Here is a 17,026-nt window from a genome sequence, read left to right as displayed (position 1 = left end):
GGGGAACGCCCTGTTGTACATATCGCTACCGTATGTGGTCTTTGGCAGGGTGCGTCCGCAGGACGCACCCTGTTTTTGTATGCTAAAATTACTGGTATTAGTTTTCTCTAAATCACACTCCCACTTTATACCAAAATTCATTCTACGCAACTGTTCTTCAATTTTTCAATCTTGCCTCTCGCCTCACATTGCTTTTCAAAGTTTTCTTGTGTACGTCTTGCCAAATCATCTTTTTTAACTTGAATAGAACTCAATTGTTTTTCAATTTGCATAATTTCTTTCAATGTACACTTTTCTCGTTTATAGTATTGTAGTATAAGTGCTTCCTTCATTTTTTCATAATTTTGTATTAAGGCAATCTTTTCTTGAAGGTCTGCATCCTTTATTATCCACGATGCTAGCTTATTATTGAAAATCAGCGTCACCAAAATACCGAATATCAACTCAACGCACGAATATAAAACATTGAATTTCATCAGTAATACTACCCCAACAATAAGCCACAGTACTATCCCAATTAAAAAAGCCATCCTTATATGCTCGCATCTTTTTGTAGCCTTTTGCACACACTCTTTTTGGCACATTTCAAGCTTTTCTTTTTCTTTATCTAGGCGCGCTTTCTCACCATCAAGTGACTGGTATTGTGCATCAATATCTCTTTTTTCTTGTTCAAGTTGTTTTAGATACTTTTCTTCGTGTTCGCATTCCAACTTTTCGTGTGCTTTCCTTATTTCGTGCTTTTCGGTTTCATTTCGGACTTTTTCCTCTTTAATTCCCTCATCTTTTGCTTCTGAGCGAATTTTATCAAGTATTTCAAAAGGGGTACTATCTGTAAATTTGCTGGCATCTCCTTCTGTGATTCTCACCAGCATATCTAAGGCCATTCGATTTGACTTCAGAAAATAGCAATTTTCTTTTGTAATTTTGTTTTCTTTCTCTAACTTGTCTAGTTCTTCTTTCAACCGATGTAACACTGCCACAGTTGGTTCAAAAGCAGCGGCCACAATCGTCATCAGCCGTTGCTTTCCTGCTATGCTAAGACTTTCTGATGAATTTGCCCAAATCAAATTTCCCCAAAACACATCCGACACACAAAAAGGAATCGCTGCTTCCACTTTTGATCCACTCTCTGATAGCTGGATTTTTGAAACCTTAGAAAGAGTTTCATTATGCGTCACAAAAATATTTTGAATTCCAGCAAAACTAAACGCATTTTGTCCCGCATTAAGAAAATCTGTAAAGAAAAACGATTTTGCATCGTCCCAAACAGTATTTCTCATCTCACTCTCATTGAATTGTGAATTGGTTCTTTTATACTCACTTACGATTTTATCATAATATGTTTTATCATCGGTCACGCCAACCGGAATTCTTTGAGGATAATCCATATCATACACATAAATTCCAAGACTCTCCAAATCATCTTGCAGATTCGCTATTTGGAGTTCTACATTCTCTCGACTTTTTCCGTTCATTATGTAATAGCTAGTTGCCTCAGATGACTTACTAGGATCAAACTGATAATTTCCTATCCAGTATTCACTACTCGATAGAATCGTAACAATTTCACTATATGTGTGTTGATAGACATAAGGTTTAAATCCAATATCTATCATATCTTTAATAAGTTTTTTATAATACTCACTTCGATCAATGGTACTAATACCAAGCAATTTAAAAATGATATTTGTATCAAGAAAAACCTTTGCATTTGACTTTTTCAAATCTATTCTATCACCAGTAAAAATCACTAATTCTGAAAGTATCCGCCCTACTATTGCAGATTCCACAAATGCAAAAAGTTTTCCATCGGATGTTTCGAGTTCTTTTAGTAATACGCAAAACCTGTATGTTTCCGTTGTACTTTTTTCATATTCATGGTTTTTAATGAAAACAACACCGTTCTCCTCAATGAACGCATTAAAAACTCTCGCAGCATCCTCAATTGTTATTTCCTCGCTATACTTTGTAGCTATGAATTGTACATAACGATTCAATAACATTTTCTGATTTCTTTCCTGATTTTCCAAATCATTCCAAAAAGACTCTCCTATGCTATCCAATTCATCATTATCAAAATTTACGAAATATCTATTTTGCGATCTCTTCAAAATTTTCTTGCGGCACAAATTGGAAAGAAGTCTCATCATTGGAAAATAAGGAATTGAAAAGCCAAATTTATCATTGAAATCTTGTATAATATCGGCTATGTTAATCTGCTGATACCTCTTGTTCTCTATAAGTGCAATTATCATAACGTTAAAAGCTTCATCCACATTTTGAGCTTTTACAGTCTTTAATGCTGCATAACATGCATTTAATGAAAAACTCATTTTCTTCTCCCTTCTAATTATAACGATCTTCGGTCTTTTCAAACTCTTTTAAGAGCATTATAGCACATTTAGTGTTTTCTAACCACCCTATATCTTTTTTAGAGAAAGACACAACAAAATATCCTTCCATACACCTTATTAAAAAGCAGCAGAATTTCTTCGTGAAGAGACCCTTCTGCTGCATATTGCTATTTTAATTATCAGCGTTTTTTATAGAACGTAACCATTAATAATGTACACTGTTTTACTACCTAATCTTCCAGTCCATGATTCCCGGCCACTTTCTTCAAATATTCCTTCGGATCGCCATTCAGAATCAAATCGGCATAGCCAAGCGGGTCATTATAGATGAGGTAATCCAATTCTGCCCTCTGCGCTATGGTCACATCCAACGCATCCTCGACTCCGGTGCAATTGATGGAAATTTTTCTCCAATCCCGGAGCAACAGTTCTACACACCCAGTGTCCATGTTGAATTTGCAGACTCTTGCATCATCCTTCATAATCTCGTCCTCCTGAAATCATTGTTTGGTTTGTGGCGGTCAATCTATGATTTCGGACTTCATCTTCCACGGATACCTGCATTGAACTTTCCGAAGAAAACAAATAATCCGAACCCATCTCCTATCGGAAATAAGTTCGGATTATTTTTGTTTGGTCCGAGTGGCGAGAATCGAACTCACGGCCTCTTGAACCCCATTGTGCTTCTCTCAAAAACGCAATGGACACTCCGATACCACTTGTACGCAGTATCATCAAATTTCAAAATTATTTTATCATTCTGTTTCGTTAGATGTCAAGATGTTTCGTTTCTTTTGTGGTCAAATTGTGGTCAACCGACCCTGACAAATGACCATTCTCCCCTACTAAGTTACATGGCGCAATTCCGATTTTCAAAAATCGAGATTGCGCTTTTTTGTTTGCACGAATTATTCATAAGGAGGATTTGTCAACCATGTCAATGAAACATCGTCATTTTTTCATCCTTGACAGAATTGTATGACGCTCGACTACTTCTATGGACAGGCCGGAAAACTTTTTTCGTTCTATCGCATCCCCAAAGCACTGTTTCAGGAGCAGCGGTTTCAAAATCTGTCAACCGATGCCAAAACACTCTACGGCATCCTGCTTGACCGCATGAGCCTTTCTGTTAAAAATGAATGGTTCGACAAGCAAGGCCGGGTGTTCATCATTTTCACGATCGAGGATGTCAAGAGGGCTTTGTGTTGCGCAGACAACAAAGCGACCAAGCTACTCAGGGAACTTGAAAATTTTGGTTTAATTGAACGAAAACGCCGTGGACTGGGCAAACCGAGTTTGGTGTATGTGAAAAACTTTTCGTCAGACCTTTCAAATGAGCGTGTCCAGAATCGTGAAAATCACGAATCTGGAAGTCCTAAAAACGCTTGTCAAGACCCGCCCAAATCACGATGTAATAAGAATAAAAAGAGTAAGACAGAGCGGAATAATACGAATCCTATCCTTTCCGATGAATTGGAGAAAATGAAGAATCGTAAACTGCTCGAAGAATATTTTTCACATTCTTTGGAGATAGAACTTCTTCTCCGGCTTTACCCGGATGATGAAGATACCATCTATCAGATCGTAGATTTGCTGGTGGACACCTGTGACAGCAAGCGTAAACTCATAAGAATCGCTGGCGATGATAAGCCCGCCGAAGTTGTGCTCAGTCGGCTAAAAAAGTTGAATGCAGACCACATCCGCTTCGTACTGGACTGTCTGGCAGCGAACACTTCCCCGATACGGAATATGAAGCAGTACCTTCTGGCCGCACTATTCAATGCTCCAACCACAATACAGCTCTATTATCAAAACAAAGTCAACCATGATTTAGCAGCTCGGAGGTGATGAAAATTTCCAAAAAGGCAACAACGATAGCCGTTATCAACCAGAAAGGCGGCACGGGCAAAACCACCACCTGTGAAAATTTGGGCGTAGGGCTTGCAATGGAGGGCAAGAAAGTTCTGCTTGTGGACGCTGACCCACAGGGTTCGCTTACTGTCAGTATGGGCTGGCAAGACCCGGATGCACTGCCCACTACACTCTCTACTCTTATGCAGAAAGCCATGAACGACCAGTGTATTCCACCCGGCGAAGGGATTCTGCACCATGCGGAGGGCGTTGACCTTATCCCGGCCAACATCGAACTGGCCGGACTGGAAGTGGCTCTGGTGAATACCATGAGCCGGGAGAAAGTGATGAAACAGGTGTTGGAAAGCGCAAAACGCGAGTACGACTATATTCTGATTGACTGCACTCCCTCTCTCGGTATGCTGACGGTCAATGCGCTGGCAGCGGCAGATTCCGCACTGATTCCGGTGCAAGCACAATATCTTTCGGCAAAAGGGCTGGAGCAGTTGCTTCAAACCGTGCAGAAAGTAAGGCGGCAGATAAACCCGAAACTGAAAATTGAGGGCATCCTGCTCACCATGACGGACAGCCGCACCATCTATGGGCAGCAAATCAGCAATCTGATTCGGCAAGCCTACGGAAAGCATTTGAAAGTGTTCGACCAGACAATTCCCCGTTCTGTCCGCGCTGCCGAAACCAGCACGACCGGAAAAAGCATTTTCCAGTATGACCCGAAAGGCAAAGTGGCAGAAGCCTATCATTCCATCGCAAAGGGGGTGTTGGCCGATGCCGAAAAACGGCTTAAACGTCAGTTTGAACAGCTACGATGATATTTTTTCCACCGAAGAAACGCGGCAGGAAGAACAGCGCGAACAGGTACAGCAAATTCCCATTGATGAGTTGTATCCGTTCAAAGACCATCCCTTTAAGGTGATTGATGATGAAGCTATGCAGCGCACAGTAGAAAGCATAAAGCAGTTGGGTGTCACAAATCCGCTGATTGCTCGTCCGCGCCCGGATGGTGGCTACGAAATCATTTCCGGCCATCGCCGCCAACACGCTGCACAGCTTGCTAGACTGAAAACCCTGCCGGTTATCGTCCGTGATATGTCGGACGATGCCGCTGTTCTGCTCATGGTTGATTCCAATCTTCAGCGCGAACAGATTTTGCCGAGTGAGCGGGCATTTGCCTATAAGATGAAACTGGATGCACTGAAAAGGCAAGGTGCTAGGTCAGATTTAACTTCATCCCAAGTTGGGATGAAGTTGCAAGCTCTTGATATTGTTGGACAAGAAGCTGGTGATAGCCGCAACCAAGTACACCGTTTTATCCGCTTAACCAATCTTATCCCGGAACTGCTGGACATGGTAGACGAAAAGAAAATCTCATTTAACCCTGCGGTGGAACTCTCTTATCTTGATGAAAGCCAGCAGCGAGATTTTCTTGAAGCTATGGCTGACACGCAAAACGCCCCATCGCTTTCACAGGCGCAACGGCTCAAAAAGCTGGCGCAGGAAGGTCATTTCTCGTATGACGTTGCCTTTGCCGTGATGGGTGAACCGAAAAAGGACGAATTGGACAAAGTTGTTATCAAAAACGATACCCTGCGGAAATATTTTCCCGAAAGCTCTACTCCGAGAGAGATGGAAGAAAAAATCATTGGGCTTTTGGAAGAAAGTAAAACCGAAAAAGTTGTATTCAGGAGCGATTCTATCAAAAAATATTTTCCGAGCAACTATTCGTCAGAACAAATCGAAAATTCAATTCTCAAGATGCTCGACCAGCGCATGAAAAAGCGCAAGCATGAAGCTGAACGCTGACGATCAGATAAAACGCAAGACCCACTTTGGGTCTTTTTCTTTTGCAAACATGGAGGAAAAAGCCTATGAACAACACCGCTACTCGTATGATTCGTTCCGAGGAGATCACCATTGATATGCGCATCTGCACCATTCTGGCAGGTGGCAAGAAGCCCGGTGAAGTCTACTTTGCCGCCATTGCGCCGGATATGGAACTGACGGTTATTACTCTGGATGAAGCCCCTGACATTCTGCCCTGCTTCGATGAAAGCGATGCCAGCATCCATCTTCCCGACACTTCGCTGCTGCTCTGCTACAATCCGGCACAGGTTCTAAAGATGGCGGGCAAGCGTTACCTGACTGGCCCGGTCATTCTGGTACGCACCAACATGGACGGGAACTTCATTTCGCTTACCATTGATGACGTGTACCGTTTCCAGAAGTTTCTGGCGAGCCACAGCGTTACACTCATGGCAGACGATCAGAAGCTGCCCTGCATTTGCATCGTCTGAGGTGTGTTATGCTGAATTTTTTCATCGGTTTCGCATTTTTTGAGTTCGGCGCACTCTGCGGCTTCTTCGTGGCTGCGCTGATGCAGGCGGCAAGGGATGGTGGTGAAATTGCAGGAAGAAATCGAACAAAAGACATTCAACATTATGATCTCCACCACGAAGCTGTCTGCCCGGACTGTCCTGCGGGCAGTTAAAGCGGCGTTTCGGCTGTACCAGTCCAAGGCATCCCAAGGTAAGCAGAGCGTCCGCACTCTTCTGCGGCAGAACCGGGGCGTGTCCAGCGTGGAGATCAGCAAGACCGGCATCCGTGGTCTGGAACGCTATGCCAAAAAGTACGGCATCGACTACGCCATCCGTAAGGACACCTCCGAGGTGCCGCCCCGGTATCTGGTCTTTTTCAAAGCCCCGGACGCAGAAGCCTTCAACTCGGCGTTCAAAGAGTATTCGGCATCCCTGCTGAACAAGGACAAACGCCCCTCCGTATTGGCAAAACTGCATGAACTGGTGCAGGCTGCGGCAGAACTCCCCGGCAAAGTCCGGCACAAGGAACAGGAGCGAGGACTGTGACCACGAAAAAGCTGACAAAGCTGCTGGCGCTGTGTCTGCCCTATATCCTGCTGGGTCTGGTAGCAACGAATTTCGGAGAAGCGTGGCGGCTTTCCGAGGGCAAGGAACTGGGCGATAAGATCATGTCCATGATGGGCACAATCTCGGTGGCATTTGCAAACCCTCTGCCCAGCCTGCATCCGCTTGATTTGCTGGTGGGCTTGTGCTGCGGTGCAGGGTTACGGCTGGCGGTTTATTTGCGTGGAAAAAACGCCAAGAAGTACCGCCACGGCATGGAGTACGGCTCTGCCCGGTGGGGCACCGCCAAGGATATTGAGCCGTTCATGGCTCCCAAATTTGCCGACAACATTATCCTGACCAAAACGGAACGGCTGATGATGTCCAACCGCCCACCGGACCCCAAAAACGCCCGGAACAAAAATGTGCTGGTGGTGGGCGGCTCCGGCAGCGGCAAGACCCGGTTTTGGCTCAAGCCCAACCTTCTACAATGTCATAGTTCCTATGTGGTCACTGACCCGAAGGGTTATAATTATCGAGGATAAAGCAAAGATGCGTTTACAAAATCAGAAAAGTATCGTATCTTTGTTACATATCGTATTCCCACTAAAAATAAAAGAAGGTGAAACTATGGCAAAATCCAACCAAGGAAAAATCACGGCACTGTACGAAAGGCTTTCCAGAGATGATGAGCTGCAAGGTGAATCTAACAGCATTCTGAATCAGAAAAAGTATCTGGAAGATTACGCTCGCAAAAACGGCTTTAACAACATCCAGCATTTTACGGACGATGGATACAGCGGAACGAATTTTGATGAGGTAAGATAACGATACCTTTTTGGTAGTCTGTTGTCTTACCTCATTTTTGATTTATATTAAATAGCAAAACTTTTGACGTCTGCTCCTATCTGTCTGAAATAGGAAATACTTTCTGTCGGCTCGTCGCCGCTTTCAACTCTGCCTACAAAGCTATACAGGATTTCGATTTTCCTTGTATTCGTTTCTTTATCCAATTCGTGAATTAAGATACGGTCAATCAATTCGTGTACGTTCTCATAGGTCAGTTCGTTAATTTCCGTGTACTTGCGTACAAGGGCGACAAACCTTTTTACATCTGTGCTGCGCTCGGTGGCGGTGTCAATCACGGTTGACAGTTCCGCTATTTTGTGCGTCAGCATCTTTTTTTCATCATCATAGCCCGAAGTGAGAAAAGCAAACTGTTCATCAGAGAGTTTTCCCAATGCGTTATCCTCATAGAGTTTTCGGAACAAGAGATTTAATTCTCCCATTCGTGCCTGTGCCTTTTCAAGCTCCTTGCGCTGCTGTGTCAATGCCTTTTGGGTTGCCTTTGCGTTATACTCGTTAGCAGTTTCTATAAAATCCTGCTCGTTGTTTCTCACATAAGATAATACCCTTTGCAGGTCGGCAAGGACAAGTTCTTGAAGTACGCTTTTTCGGATATAATGTGTTGTGCAGACTTCGCCTGTTCTGATACGGTTTCTGTATTTTCCGCAAGTATAAGCGTGTTTGCGTTCCAATGTTCCGGCGCCCTGTTGGAGATACATTTTATATCCGCACTCCCCACAAAAGAGAAGTCCCGAAAAAATATCTATGGTTTCAACCTTTGTCGGCCTGTGGCGTGTTGCGATACGCTTTTGTGCAAGGTCAAAGGTTTCTTCATCAATCAGGGCTTCGTGTGTATTTGGGAAAAAGTATTGTTTTTCCTCCGGGTTTTTCTTTGTCTTTTTTGATTTGTAAGATACCTTGTAACTCTTGCCCGTAATGGTATGTCCTAAATACTCTTTGCGTGTGAGAATATCATATAAGGTTTTGTCAGGCCAATTATAAATACAAGTCGGGTGTGGGCGTGGGTGTCGGCAACTGCCGGTACGGCGGTAACGCAGTTCGGAAACGGTCAGTATTTCGTGTTCCCGCAGCCAATTTTGGATTTCACACATACGGTCGCCGCGTACATACATAGCAAATATCTGTTTCACAACATTTGCGGTTTCGGGGTCAGGCAACAGATGATTGCGGTCGTTGGGGTCGGCTATGTAGCCATACGGCACTTCGCCGTTTACTCGCTCGCCTTTCTGTGCCTTTGCCTGTTTTACGGCTCGTATCTTTTTAGAAGTATCACGGGCGTAAAACTCGTTAAACCAATTTCGCAGAGGGGTAAACTCGTTATCCTCTCTTGCAGTATCTACACCGTCGTTAATGGCAATATAGCGTACCTCATATTCGGGAAATACTATCTCTATCAGTTCGCCTGTTTTCAGATAGTTTCTGCCTAAACGGGAGAGGTCTTTTGTAATAACGGTTGCCACCTTTCCGGCTTCCACTTCCCGCAACATAGCTTGAAGTCCCTGACGCTCAAAGCTCACGCCTGAAAAACCGTCGTCAACAAAAAAGCGGGTATTGAAAAAATGGTGTTCATCTGCATATCTCTGTAAAATCAGTTTTTGATTTTGTATGCTTTCGCTTTCGCCTGCCTGCATATCCTCTTGGCTCAATCTGCAATATAAAGCGGTAATCTTGTCTGTCTGTAACATTTGTCCTCCTTTCCGACGACAGACAAGCTGGTATTTATACTACTAATATTATACCGTCTACCGCCGCCAAATTCAACGCCTAAAATGTGAACAACGCCCGATTTACGGGCTTTTTACGGGTTTCTGCTCAATATCCTTGCGGATAAGTTTCTTTATCTTTTTATCTAATGTGTCCGTCGCTCGTTCACTTGCAGACGAACAAACAAGGTAGGTAACTTTTCCTATTTTGTGTTCCGTTTTTGTAACGGGTACTTGATTTTGCGACATTAAAAGTTCCCCCTTTCATTCGCAAATTTATAGTACAGTCTATGAATAGTGGCAAGTCCACTATCACAACATAAATTTCCAAAAAGGGGCTTTAATCAGACGGTTATCAGCATAACCTCACGGGAGTTCCACCCCTCCGGCGGTCTGCCGGAGCCCTACCCATTGCCTGCGACGCTTTTAACGCTCGGACTGTGGCTATAAGGGAGTATCATTATATATCTTGTGTGTTATCGCCCGCAGCTTGCTAAAGCTGCTTTACGGCGTCGGTGTTTATCGCTCGGCTACCCGGTGGAAAATCCCGCCAGATAGCGTCTTGGCGCACCCGCCGCACGGCTCGGCACAAGAGGAAAGTATCTGATTTGCCCTATACTGCGCCGCCGTTATCTTGCGCCGCTTTCTTTGTCAAGGAACGAAAAGAGGTATTTTCAATGTGTGCCTGCGGAAAGGGGAAACGTAGGCACAGGGATTTACTTAAACCTCAAAGTCAAGGACAGCTCGCATAAGTTTTGAACGCAGGCGGTCGCGTATGTCCTCATCTATGCCGTAATATGTATTACCGCGCTCGTCTTTGAGCGTCCTTGTAGAGAGGTAGGAGATATAGCCCTCATAGTGCTGTACCACCATTTTCATAGCTTCCGGGTCGCCTTTGGTTGCGGCAACGATTACCACATAAGGCAATAAACCGCGTTCGCTTTGCTCGCTCGTATTACCATTCTGTTTCATCATCTGCGCGTTCCTCCAAAAATTTTTTTAGGCTGCTGAAAGAGCTTGTCCGTCTGTGCTGTACGGTACTTCTCGGAATGTTGTAGAGCTTTGCAATATCTGCGTCGCTCATATCGTGGAAGTAGTACAGTATCACAGCATTACGCTTTACTTCGGGCAATGTGCGGAGAGCTTCAGCTAACAGTTCGGGGGTAATTCTCTTACCGCCAACACTAAATGAATTGTCGTCCTTTTCGCTTTCAAAAGGTTTGTCAACCGTGTAAAGCTGGCTTTCTTCTTCGGGCGATAAATCGGAAAAACTTACAAAGTGTTTCTGATAGCGTTTCACATCTCGGTGCGCACTGCTCGCTTCATATTTCAAGGCTTTTTTACAAAAACCGTTGAAAGCGCAGCGCACTTCAAACTGGGTACGATATGGTTCGTTCAAGGTGTTCACCTCCTTTCGCAACCGCGAAAGCGGGTGATTGTTTGATTTCCCCTTTCGTAACCCTCAGCACCGCGTTTTCAAAACTGCCAACGCAAAGCGGAGAATTTTCCAAAAAAATTTTTATAAAACACAAAATGCGCCTGTTCGCAAGACGCAAACAGGCGCAAAAGGAATTATAAACAGTATTAAATTGAATTGTCAGTTCATACTCATAGCCGAAATATCCCGACGGTGGACAAGGGCTTTTTTTGACCATAAGTGATTAAGCGAATTAGCGAGAATGAAAGATAACACAGCAATACCTCCTTGATACCGCTGCGTTAAGCTTTATTCGTCACAGACGGCGACTTTAATAAAAAACAGAGCCGACAAACTGCGATTTCTCACAAGTTCATCGGCTCTGCATCTATGCGTCTGGCTCTGTAATAACTAATATATTAAATTGCATTTTCTGATTTCTTAACCGCAACCACATTCTGCCCGGTTACGCTGATAATCGTTTCCTGTTTACATTTGGGGCAGAATAGCGGGAAGTTTTCAAGTACCGTATCGGGGCGCACCTTAATACGGGTCTTGTTATTGCAGATTGGGCATAACACCCATTTTTCTTTTTCCAATGTGCACCTCCATTCCTTGATGATTTCATTACATATTACTCAATTTTAGCTCTTTTACAATCTCTACCCGTGACACGCTTTTGAATGCAAACAGCATTGCGACACATACCATTACACTTACAGCAAGGACGGCAAGCACATAGATACCACCGTTGATATAAAAAGCAAATGGTGTCATACCCGACGATATGAAGTAGTAGATAGCACAATGAATCAGAAAGCTCACAGGCAACGCAAGAACCAATGCTTTTACGCCATATAAAACAGCTTCAAGCAATAGCGTACATTTCAATCCTTTGGCAGTCATACCAACAGAACGCAGAACAGCAAATTCGCTTCTTCTCAAATGAATTGTATTTGAGATAGTGTTGCAAACATTCAAACTGATAATAACCGTCATCAGGATTGAGAACAGGCAGATTGCCAGTTTTGCAATCGTATATACCTGTCTGGAATTATTAGTTGCGGCTGCAATGTCTACAGTTTGCGGAAATCCTCTGTCAGCCAAACATTCCATTGCTTCTTTATGCTGTGCTGTCTGTATTCTCATTTCCACATAGGCGTTATCATCTATCAGCCAGTTAAAATAACTTAAAGGCACAATAAGGACAGCTCGATCTCTGACAAACATGGATTGGACATTTGCATTTTCTTCCGAGATGATTTCGTCTACAACGATTGGCGTACTGCCCTCGCCCAATGGCACGATTTCTGTTCCCGGTTCAATAAGAAACGGGGAGCCTGCAATCACTCGATTTTGACCCGCATTATAATATCCCATTGTCTGATTGAGCAGGATTCCACGATTGGAGCTGCCAGCCATAATATGAAAGCCATTTTCCTCACAAAAGGAAGTAAAATGTTCTTCGTCCAATCCTACGACATATACCTCTGCTTTCGTACCATTGATAAAATATCCTTGCATATCAGGATTGATTTGTTCCTGCGAAAATTCAGCGGTCATATATCGCTGAAAAGAATAGGAAACATCCGCAGTGATATTTTCATCCGATAATGCCCCGATTGCGGCAGGAATATCTTTGTATTGAATCGTCGAAATCACATCAGTATAACAGGAACCGTCCTCCTTCATATCCAAGGAGGTCTGATAAAGCATAAAATCAGACAAACTATATAAGGAAAGAGCAACAACCACCGACAAGAAAATAGAGCCAGTAATCGCTCGGAAGCGTTTTGGATTACGCTTAATATTTTTAGCTGCCAGCGAACCATAAATGCCAAAAACCAAAGAAACGATTTTTCCGTCACGAAATTTCTTTTTTGATACCTCATTGTTAGACTGGCGGATGGCTTCAATGACTGTAATTTTAGCAGCTTGCTTCACAGGCTTTCTGCTGCCAAAACACAAAGAAGCAATACCAGATAAGCCGCTGACGAGCAGGATAAGTCCATTTACCTTTAAGGACAGTTCTACAATGCCAAAAGTGAATGTTTCTCCAAAAGCTGCCCTGACCACACTTAACAAAAGAGCAGACAGCAGTATGCCGACAACCAATCCCAAAGGTATGCTCACCACACCCAAAAGGAAGGCTTCTAAATATACACTAAGGCGTTTTTGCCCTTTTGTGGCTCCAATGCTGGACAACATTCCCATCTGCTTAATTCGTTCCTGCAAAGAAATGGAGAGGGCATTGCTAATCATCGAAGCGGATGCAGCCATCAAAAGGCACATAACCATGACCACCAAAGCAATCACTTTGGCAGCTCCTTTGCCGCCGGTAATTCCATGATAGACTAACAGTTCAGAATGAAACTTTGCTACATGACTGTCTACTGCGGCAGCCACTTCTTCAGCTTCTGCATAGATTGAATTGGATAAATTCTTTGCCTTAACATACGCCGCAAAATCGGATGCTGTTTTGTCAACACCTGCAAAGGCATTATAGTTTGCTGCGATTTTGGAGTCATTCACATCCGAAAGAATACCAACAACCACATACGCTTTCTCTTTCGTTGGAACGAAACTTTCTTCTTCGCCCCTATAATTTGTCAGCCCGGAAAGCTGGGCATTATATTCATCCCATATTCTTGAACCAAGAGTTAAAGAAAGCGTATCTCCAATCTCTATGTTCATATTGTTTTTCTTCAAAAAAGATTCTGAAATAACAATCTCATTTTCATCTTGCGGGAAACGCCCTGCAAGCAAATACTGATTTAACGAAAATCTTTCAATAAAGTTTTCGTCAATCTCGCCAATGGAAAGCATTGTACTGTTGGTTTTCTCCCCGTAAAAACTGTTTCCGGCAAAACGGAGAAGCGAAACCTCATCCACATTGTTTTGACTGATAAGCTTTTGGGTTTGCTGCCAAGTCAGATTCTCCATGTAGTAGTCATAATCGCCACCATACACTTTTTCTTTCTCTTTCAGAAAATCAACCAATGACCATCCCCCGCAGAGAATAGAGGTTATCATACTGATTGACAAAAGAATGGTTAAAAGTGTGAGCAGGGTACGCTTTTTGTTCGACAACAGATTTCTGAGTGTAAGCGTAAAAATCATATTCATCAGCGTATCACCTCATCCCTCACAAGTCTGCCATCTTGAATTTCCAGAATACGGTCTGCCTGCATTGCGATTTCACGGTCATGGGTAATCAGGATTATTGTCTGTCGATATGCTTGATTGGACTCACGCATAAGTTTCATAATATCCCTTGTGTTCTCCGTGTCCAGATTTCCCGTAGGCTCATCCGCAAGGATAATCGCAGGTGCGTTAATCAATGCTCTGCCGATTGCCACTCTTTGCTGTTGACCGCCGGATAACTGACTTGGTAGGTACTTTCTACGCTTTACCAGCTTGAGCGTGGATAACAGTTCCTTCAAACGCTCCTTATTGATTTTACGCCCATCTAATCGAATCGGCAGCGTGATATTTTCCTCGACAGTCAAAACTGGAATCAGATTATAAAACTGATAGACAAGCCCAACCTGCCTTCTTCTGAATACAGCTAATTCATCTTCGTTTTGCTCATAAACATCCTGTCCATCCACAAATACTTTCCCCGAAGTCGGTCTGTCAACACCACCTAATATGTGCAACAGAGTAGACTTGCCTGACCCGGATGCTCCAATGATTGCAACAAACTCTCCTTTATCGACGGTAAAAGAAACATCTGACAAAGCATAGACAGGGGCATTATCCATCTCATAGGTTTTACAGATGTTCTCTACTCTTAATATTTCCATAAAAAGTTCCTCCATATATTTTTGCAATTTAGTATAGCAGGGCAAAGTGACTGCTTCATTACTATTTCATTACAAAAACGTCACTTAAAAAAGGGGCTACTTAAAGTAGCCCCCGATAAAAGCAGATTTCAAATTCTGCACCGCCTAACTCCTGATTTTTCGCCCGGATGATGCCGCCCTGATTATTGATGATTGTTTTTGCCAGAGCCAACCCCAAACCGGCATTGCCAATCGTTGAACCATTTCCTTGATAAAATCGGTCAAATAGATGGGGTATATCTTTTTCCTGAAAGCCTGCTCCATTATCCTCTATAATGACTTGTGTCAAAAGAGGTCTTTCTATTGCCTTGATTTCAATACTACCACCTTCCGGCGAATGTTCAATACAGTTTTTAATCACATTTCCCAATGCTTCAGCAGTCCATTCAACATCCAGAGTAAGTTTCAGCTCTGCAGGAACCTCTTTTTTGATTGTCTGCATTTTTAATTCTGCCGCAATCTCCAGAGGGCGAATTGCTTTTTCCACTACATCTTTTAGATATACCTCTTGTAGCTTTAGGGTAATCGTTCCGGCATCCAATTTGGATATTTTCAAGAGTGTGGCAATCAACCATTCCATTTTTGATAAAAGCATAGCCTGCTTGCGGATTAACTCATATCTTTCCTCTTCTGTCAGTTCCTCATTGCAAAGAGAGGCGTTTAGGATATTTAATGATGTCAAAGGTGTTTTTAATTGATGTGAAATATCGGCTAAGGCGTCTGCTAAATTACCTTTTTCTATTTTCAGAGCTTCTGCCTGCTCAATTAGTCGTCTTGTCATTTTTGATATTTCATCATGTAAAACAGACAACTCGCCCTCTTGAAACTGTTCAAAAGAAATCGTTTCATCTCCATGCAGTAGCCTATCAATATACAAACTAAGGTCAGCGATTTTCTTGTATCTTTGATAGGTGAAAAAGAGGGAAACCGCACTGGATGAAATGATAGCCGACAGAACAATCCACACAGCTTTGCTATCAACGATAATGCTAATGCCACACCAAAATAGAGTAAGAATACTGCTGACAACAATTTGCCTTTTAACTTCGCTATTTCTGATAAATTCCATATCAACCCACCTTATAGCCAAGTCCACGAACGGTAATTATGATTTCCGGCTCCTGTGGATTGGTTTCAATTTTGTCACGCAGCCTTTTCATATAGACAGTCAGCGTATTATCATTGATAAACTCTCCGGTAGTGTCCCATAAAATCTCTAACAATCTTCTGCGTGAAAGAACAATACCTTTGTTACGCAGAAAGACTAACAGCAACTTATATTCCATAGCAGACAACAAAATCTCTTTCCCATTCTTTGCTACGGTTGCTTGATTAGTGTCCACAACTAAGTCATGGTAGCCGATAATGTTTTGCGTGTTCTTAGTTCTTCTTAATACGCTGTTAATCCTTGAAAGAAGCTCCCTCGGTCTGAATGGTTTACTGATATAATCGTCAGCTCCCATATCGAGCCCAGCCACAACACTATATTCATCATCAGAAGCAGTTAAGAAAATAACCGGCATTGTTCCTCTTTCTTTTATTGCAGAACAAACAGAAAAGCCATTTCCATTTGACAATTGAATGTCCACCAAGGCTAAATCATACTGGTCACTATTCAATTTTTCTATTGCTTCTTTCTGCCCGGAGGCACTTTCAATTTTGAATCCTTCATTTCCTAAGTAGTCCGATAATGAAGATACGATACTTTGGTCATCTTCTACCAACAATAGTGTGCTCATAATGCTTTCTCCTTGCTTAATATCTTTTTCTTATCAATTAAGTATCACCTTGTTTTTCTGTTTTGCTTACATCTTCCGTCAGCGGGCTTTTCCGCGTCCTTTGGTATCAGCCACACCCGGCTCAATCGTACAACACCGAGTATGCGGTTTTCCTCGCATAGCTTTTGTATGCGACGTTCTGAAATTCCCCATTTTGTTGCCGCTTCCTGTACTGTCATATAGTCAAACATAGTCCACCTCCGAAATTACAAAACATATCACTATATATTATATACGGTCAGACGAATAAAGTCAATGTATTTTCTGTGAATAATATGCTCTATTTTGGCTAATCATAGGAATTGTGTAGACATATCCAAAAAGCAATAGGAACT

The 17,026-nt window shown here is 42.9% G+C and carries 17 protein-coding genes and 2 pseudogenes; 7 read left to right on the top strand and 12 right to left on the bottom strand.

The annotated features are described in order from the left end of the window. Positions 1-137: 137 nt before the first annotated feature. Positions 138-2,333, bottom strand: coding sequence for a DUF874 domain-containing protein (locus WMO20_RS08425; protein WP_349186451.1), 2,196 nt, complete (start codon positions 2,331-2,333; stop codon positions 138-140). Positions 2,334-2,584: 251 nt separating this feature from the next. After that, on the bottom strand, positions 2,585-2,836 hold the full coding sequence (locus WMO20_RS08420; protein WP_349186450.1) for a DUF6061 family protein: 252 nt from the start codon (positions 2,834-2,836) through the stop codon (positions 2,585-2,587). Positions 2,837-3,332: 496 nt separating this feature from the next. Between WMO20_RS08420 and WMO20_RS08415 the strand changes: the two genes are divergently transcribed. From WMO20_RS08415 to WMO20_RS08385, 7 genes and pseudogenes are all read left to right on the top strand, one after another. Beyond that, the gene (locus tag WMO20_RS08415; RefSeq protein WP_112121921.1) at positions 3,333-4,202 is read left to right on the top strand and encodes a DUF6017 domain-containing protein; all 870 of its coding nucleotides are present in this window, start codon (positions 3,333-3,335) and stop codon (positions 4,200-4,202) included. Next, on the top strand, positions 4,202-5,035 hold the full coding sequence (locus WMO20_RS08410; protein WP_097773643.1) for a ParA family protein: 834 nt from the start codon (positions 4,202-4,204) through the stop codon (positions 5,033-5,035). The genes WMO20_RS08415 and WMO20_RS08410 overlap by 1 nt, the downstream gene beginning before the upstream one ends. Then, entirely contained in the window at positions 4,992-6,026 is a 1,035-nt protein-coding gene (locus WMO20_RS08405; protein ID WP_112121920.1) for a ParB/RepB/Spo0J family partition protein, read from the top strand. Before WMO20_RS08410 ends, WMO20_RS08405 begins: the two co-directional genes overlap by 44 nt. A gap of 65 nt (positions 6,027-6,091) precedes the next feature. Then, complete coding sequence (locus WMO20_RS08400; RefSeq protein WP_015565006.1) at positions 6,092-6,517, top strand: hypothetical protein; 426 nt, start codon at positions 6,092-6,094, stop codon at positions 6,515-6,517. A 96-nt stretch (positions 6,518-6,613) separates the two neighbouring features. Then, complete coding sequence (locus WMO20_RS08395; RefSeq protein ID WP_181573326.1) at positions 6,614-7,084, top strand: PcfB family protein; 471 nt, start codon at positions 6,614-6,616, stop codon at positions 7,082-7,084. Then, a pseudogene (locus tag WMO20_RS08390) lies at positions 7,081-7,608 on the top strand (type IV secretory system conjugative DNA transfer family protein); the annotation flags it as partial. The gene WMO20_RS08395 and the pseudogene WMO20_RS08390, both read left to right, overlap by 4 nt. A gap of 103 nt (positions 7,609-7,711) precedes the next feature. Then, a pseudogene (locus tag WMO20_RS08385) lies at positions 7,712-7,897 on the top strand (recombinase family protein); the annotation flags it as partial. 59 nt (positions 7,898-7,956) lie between these two features. Here WMO20_RS08385 and WMO20_RS08380 read toward each other — a convergent pair. The 10 genes from WMO20_RS08380 to WMO20_RS08335 all read right to left on the bottom strand — a co-directional run bounded on the left by WMO20_RS08380 (position 7,957) and on the right by WMO20_RS08335 (position 16,882). Further along, positions 7,957-9,633 (bottom strand): recombinase family protein, encoded by a 1,677-nt coding sequence (locus WMO20_RS08380; protein WP_055157546.1) that lies wholly within the window; start codon positions 9,631-9,633, stop codon positions 7,957-7,959. A 102-nt stretch (positions 9,634-9,735) separates the two neighbouring features. Further along, positions 9,736-9,900, bottom strand: a complete 165-nt coding sequence (locus WMO20_RS08375) for a transposon-encoded TnpW family protein (RefSeq protein WP_055157544.1) — start codon at positions 9,898-9,900, stop codon at positions 9,736-9,738. Between the two features lie 471 nt (positions 9,901-10,371). Next, positions 10,372-10,626: a helix-turn-helix domain-containing protein gene (locus WMO20_RS08370; protein WP_055157542.1), complete on the bottom strand. Its 255-nt coding sequence runs from the start codon at positions 10,624-10,626 to the stop codon at positions 10,372-10,374. Beyond that, positions 10,607-11,059 (bottom strand): RNA polymerase sigma factor, encoded by a 453-nt coding sequence (locus WMO20_RS08365; RefSeq protein ID WP_330378671.1) that lies wholly within the window; start codon positions 11,057-11,059, stop codon positions 10,607-10,609. The genes WMO20_RS08370 and WMO20_RS08365 overlap by 20 nt, the downstream gene beginning before the upstream one ends. Before the next feature lie 428 nt (positions 11,060-11,487). Continuing rightward, a complete protein-coding gene (locus WMO20_RS08360) occupies positions 11,488-11,667 on the bottom strand; it encodes a cysteine-rich KTR domain-containing protein (protein WP_055157537.1) in 180 nt (59 codons plus the stop codon). Positions 11,668-11,695: 28 nt separating this feature from the next. Continuing rightward, a complete protein-coding gene (locus tag WMO20_RS08355; RefSeq protein ID WP_055157535.1) occupies positions 11,696-14,194 on the bottom strand; it encodes an ABC transporter permease in 2,499 nt (832 codons plus the stop codon). Further along, entirely contained in the window at positions 14,194-14,874 is a 681-nt protein-coding gene (locus WMO20_RS08350) for an ABC transporter ATP-binding protein (protein ID WP_349186449.1), read from the bottom strand. The genes WMO20_RS08355 and WMO20_RS08350 overlap by 1 nt, the downstream gene beginning before the upstream one ends. A gap of 100 nt (positions 14,875-14,974) precedes the next feature. Beyond that, positions 14,975-15,982, bottom strand: a complete 1,008-nt coding sequence (locus WMO20_RS08345; RefSeq protein ID WP_055157531.1) for a sensor histidine kinase — start codon at positions 15,980-15,982, stop codon at positions 14,975-14,977. A 1-nt stretch (position 15,983) separates the two neighbouring features. Then, positions 15,984-16,652 (bottom strand): response regulator transcription factor, encoded by a 669-nt coding sequence (locus WMO20_RS08340; RefSeq protein WP_055157529.1) that lies wholly within the window; start codon positions 16,650-16,652, stop codon positions 15,984-15,986. A gap of 44 nt (positions 16,653-16,696) precedes the next feature. After that, the gene (locus WMO20_RS08335) at positions 16,697-16,882 is read right to left on the bottom strand and encodes a helix-turn-helix domain-containing protein (protein ID WP_055157527.1); all 186 of its coding nucleotides are present in this window, start codon (positions 16,880-16,882) and stop codon (positions 16,697-16,699) included. Positions 16,883-17,026: the final 144 nt, after the last annotated feature.

This window comes from Faecalibacterium intestinale (assembly GCF_040096575.1).
GTDB classification, from domain to species: Bacteria; Bacillota; Clostridia; order Oscillospirales; family Ruminococcaceae; genus Faecalibacterium; species Faecalibacterium intestinale.
The sequence above is the reverse complement of the archived record's forward strand: the minus strand, read 5'-3'. Positions and strand labels throughout refer to the sequence as shown.

Excerpts from the sequence above, each read along its gene's own strand:
- WMO20_RS08350 (WP_349186449.1), bottom strand. The coding sequence starts at position 14,874 with ATGGAAATATTAAGAGTAGAGAACATCTGTAAAACCTATGAGATGGAT.
- WMO20_RS08415 (WP_112121921.1), top strand. The coding sequence starts at position 3,333 with ATGACGCTCGACTACTTCTATGGACAGGCCGGAAAACTTTTTTCGTTC.
- WMO20_RS08380 (WP_055157546.1), bottom strand. The coding sequence starts at position 9,633 with ATGTTACAGACAGACAAGATTACCGCTTTATATTGCAGATTGAGCCAA.
- WMO20_RS08355 (WP_055157535.1), bottom strand. The coding sequence starts at position 14,194 with ATGAATATGATTTTTACGCTTACACTCAGAAATCTGTTGTCGAACAAA.
- WMO20_RS08370 (WP_055157542.1), bottom strand. The coding sequence starts at position 10,626 with ATGATGAAACAGAATGGTAATACGAGCGAGCAAAGCGAACGCGGTTTA.
- WMO20_RS08335 (WP_055157527.1), bottom strand. The coding sequence starts at position 16,882 with ATGTTTGACTATATGACAGTACAGGAAGCGGCAACAAAATGGGGAATT.
- WMO20_RS08410 (WP_097773643.1), top strand. The coding sequence starts at position 4,202 with ATGAAAATTTCCAAAAAGGCAACAACGATAGCCGTTATCAACCAGAAA.
- WMO20_RS08395 (WP_181573326.1), top strand. The coding sequence starts at position 6,614 with ATGGTGGTGAAATTGCAGGAAGAAATCGAACAAAAGACATTCAACATT.
- WMO20_RS08400 (WP_015565006.1), top strand. The coding sequence starts at position 6,092 with ATGAACAACACCGCTACTCGTATGATTCGTTCCGAGGAGATCACCATT.
- WMO20_RS08420 (WP_349186450.1), bottom strand. The coding sequence starts at position 2,836 with ATGAAGGATGATGCAAGAGTCTGCAAATTCAACATGGACACTGGGTGT.
- WMO20_RS08340 (WP_055157529.1), bottom strand. The coding sequence starts at position 16,652 with ATGAGCACACTATTGTTGGTAGAAGATGACCAAAGTATCGTATCTTCA.
- WMO20_RS08345 (WP_055157531.1), bottom strand. The coding sequence starts at position 15,982 with ATGGAATTTATCAGAAATAGCGAAGTTAAAAGGCAAATTGTTGTCAGC.
- WMO20_RS08405 (WP_112121920.1), top strand. The coding sequence starts at position 4,992 with ATGCCGAAAAACGGCTTAAACGTCAGTTTGAACAGCTACGATGATATT.
- WMO20_RS08375 (WP_055157544.1), bottom strand. The coding sequence starts at position 9,900 with ATGTCGCAAAATCAAGTACCCGTTACAAAAACGGAACACAAAATAGGA.
- WMO20_RS08425 (WP_349186451.1), bottom strand. The coding sequence starts at position 2,333 with ATGAGTTTTTCATTAAATGCATGTTATGCAGCATTAAAGACTGTAAAA.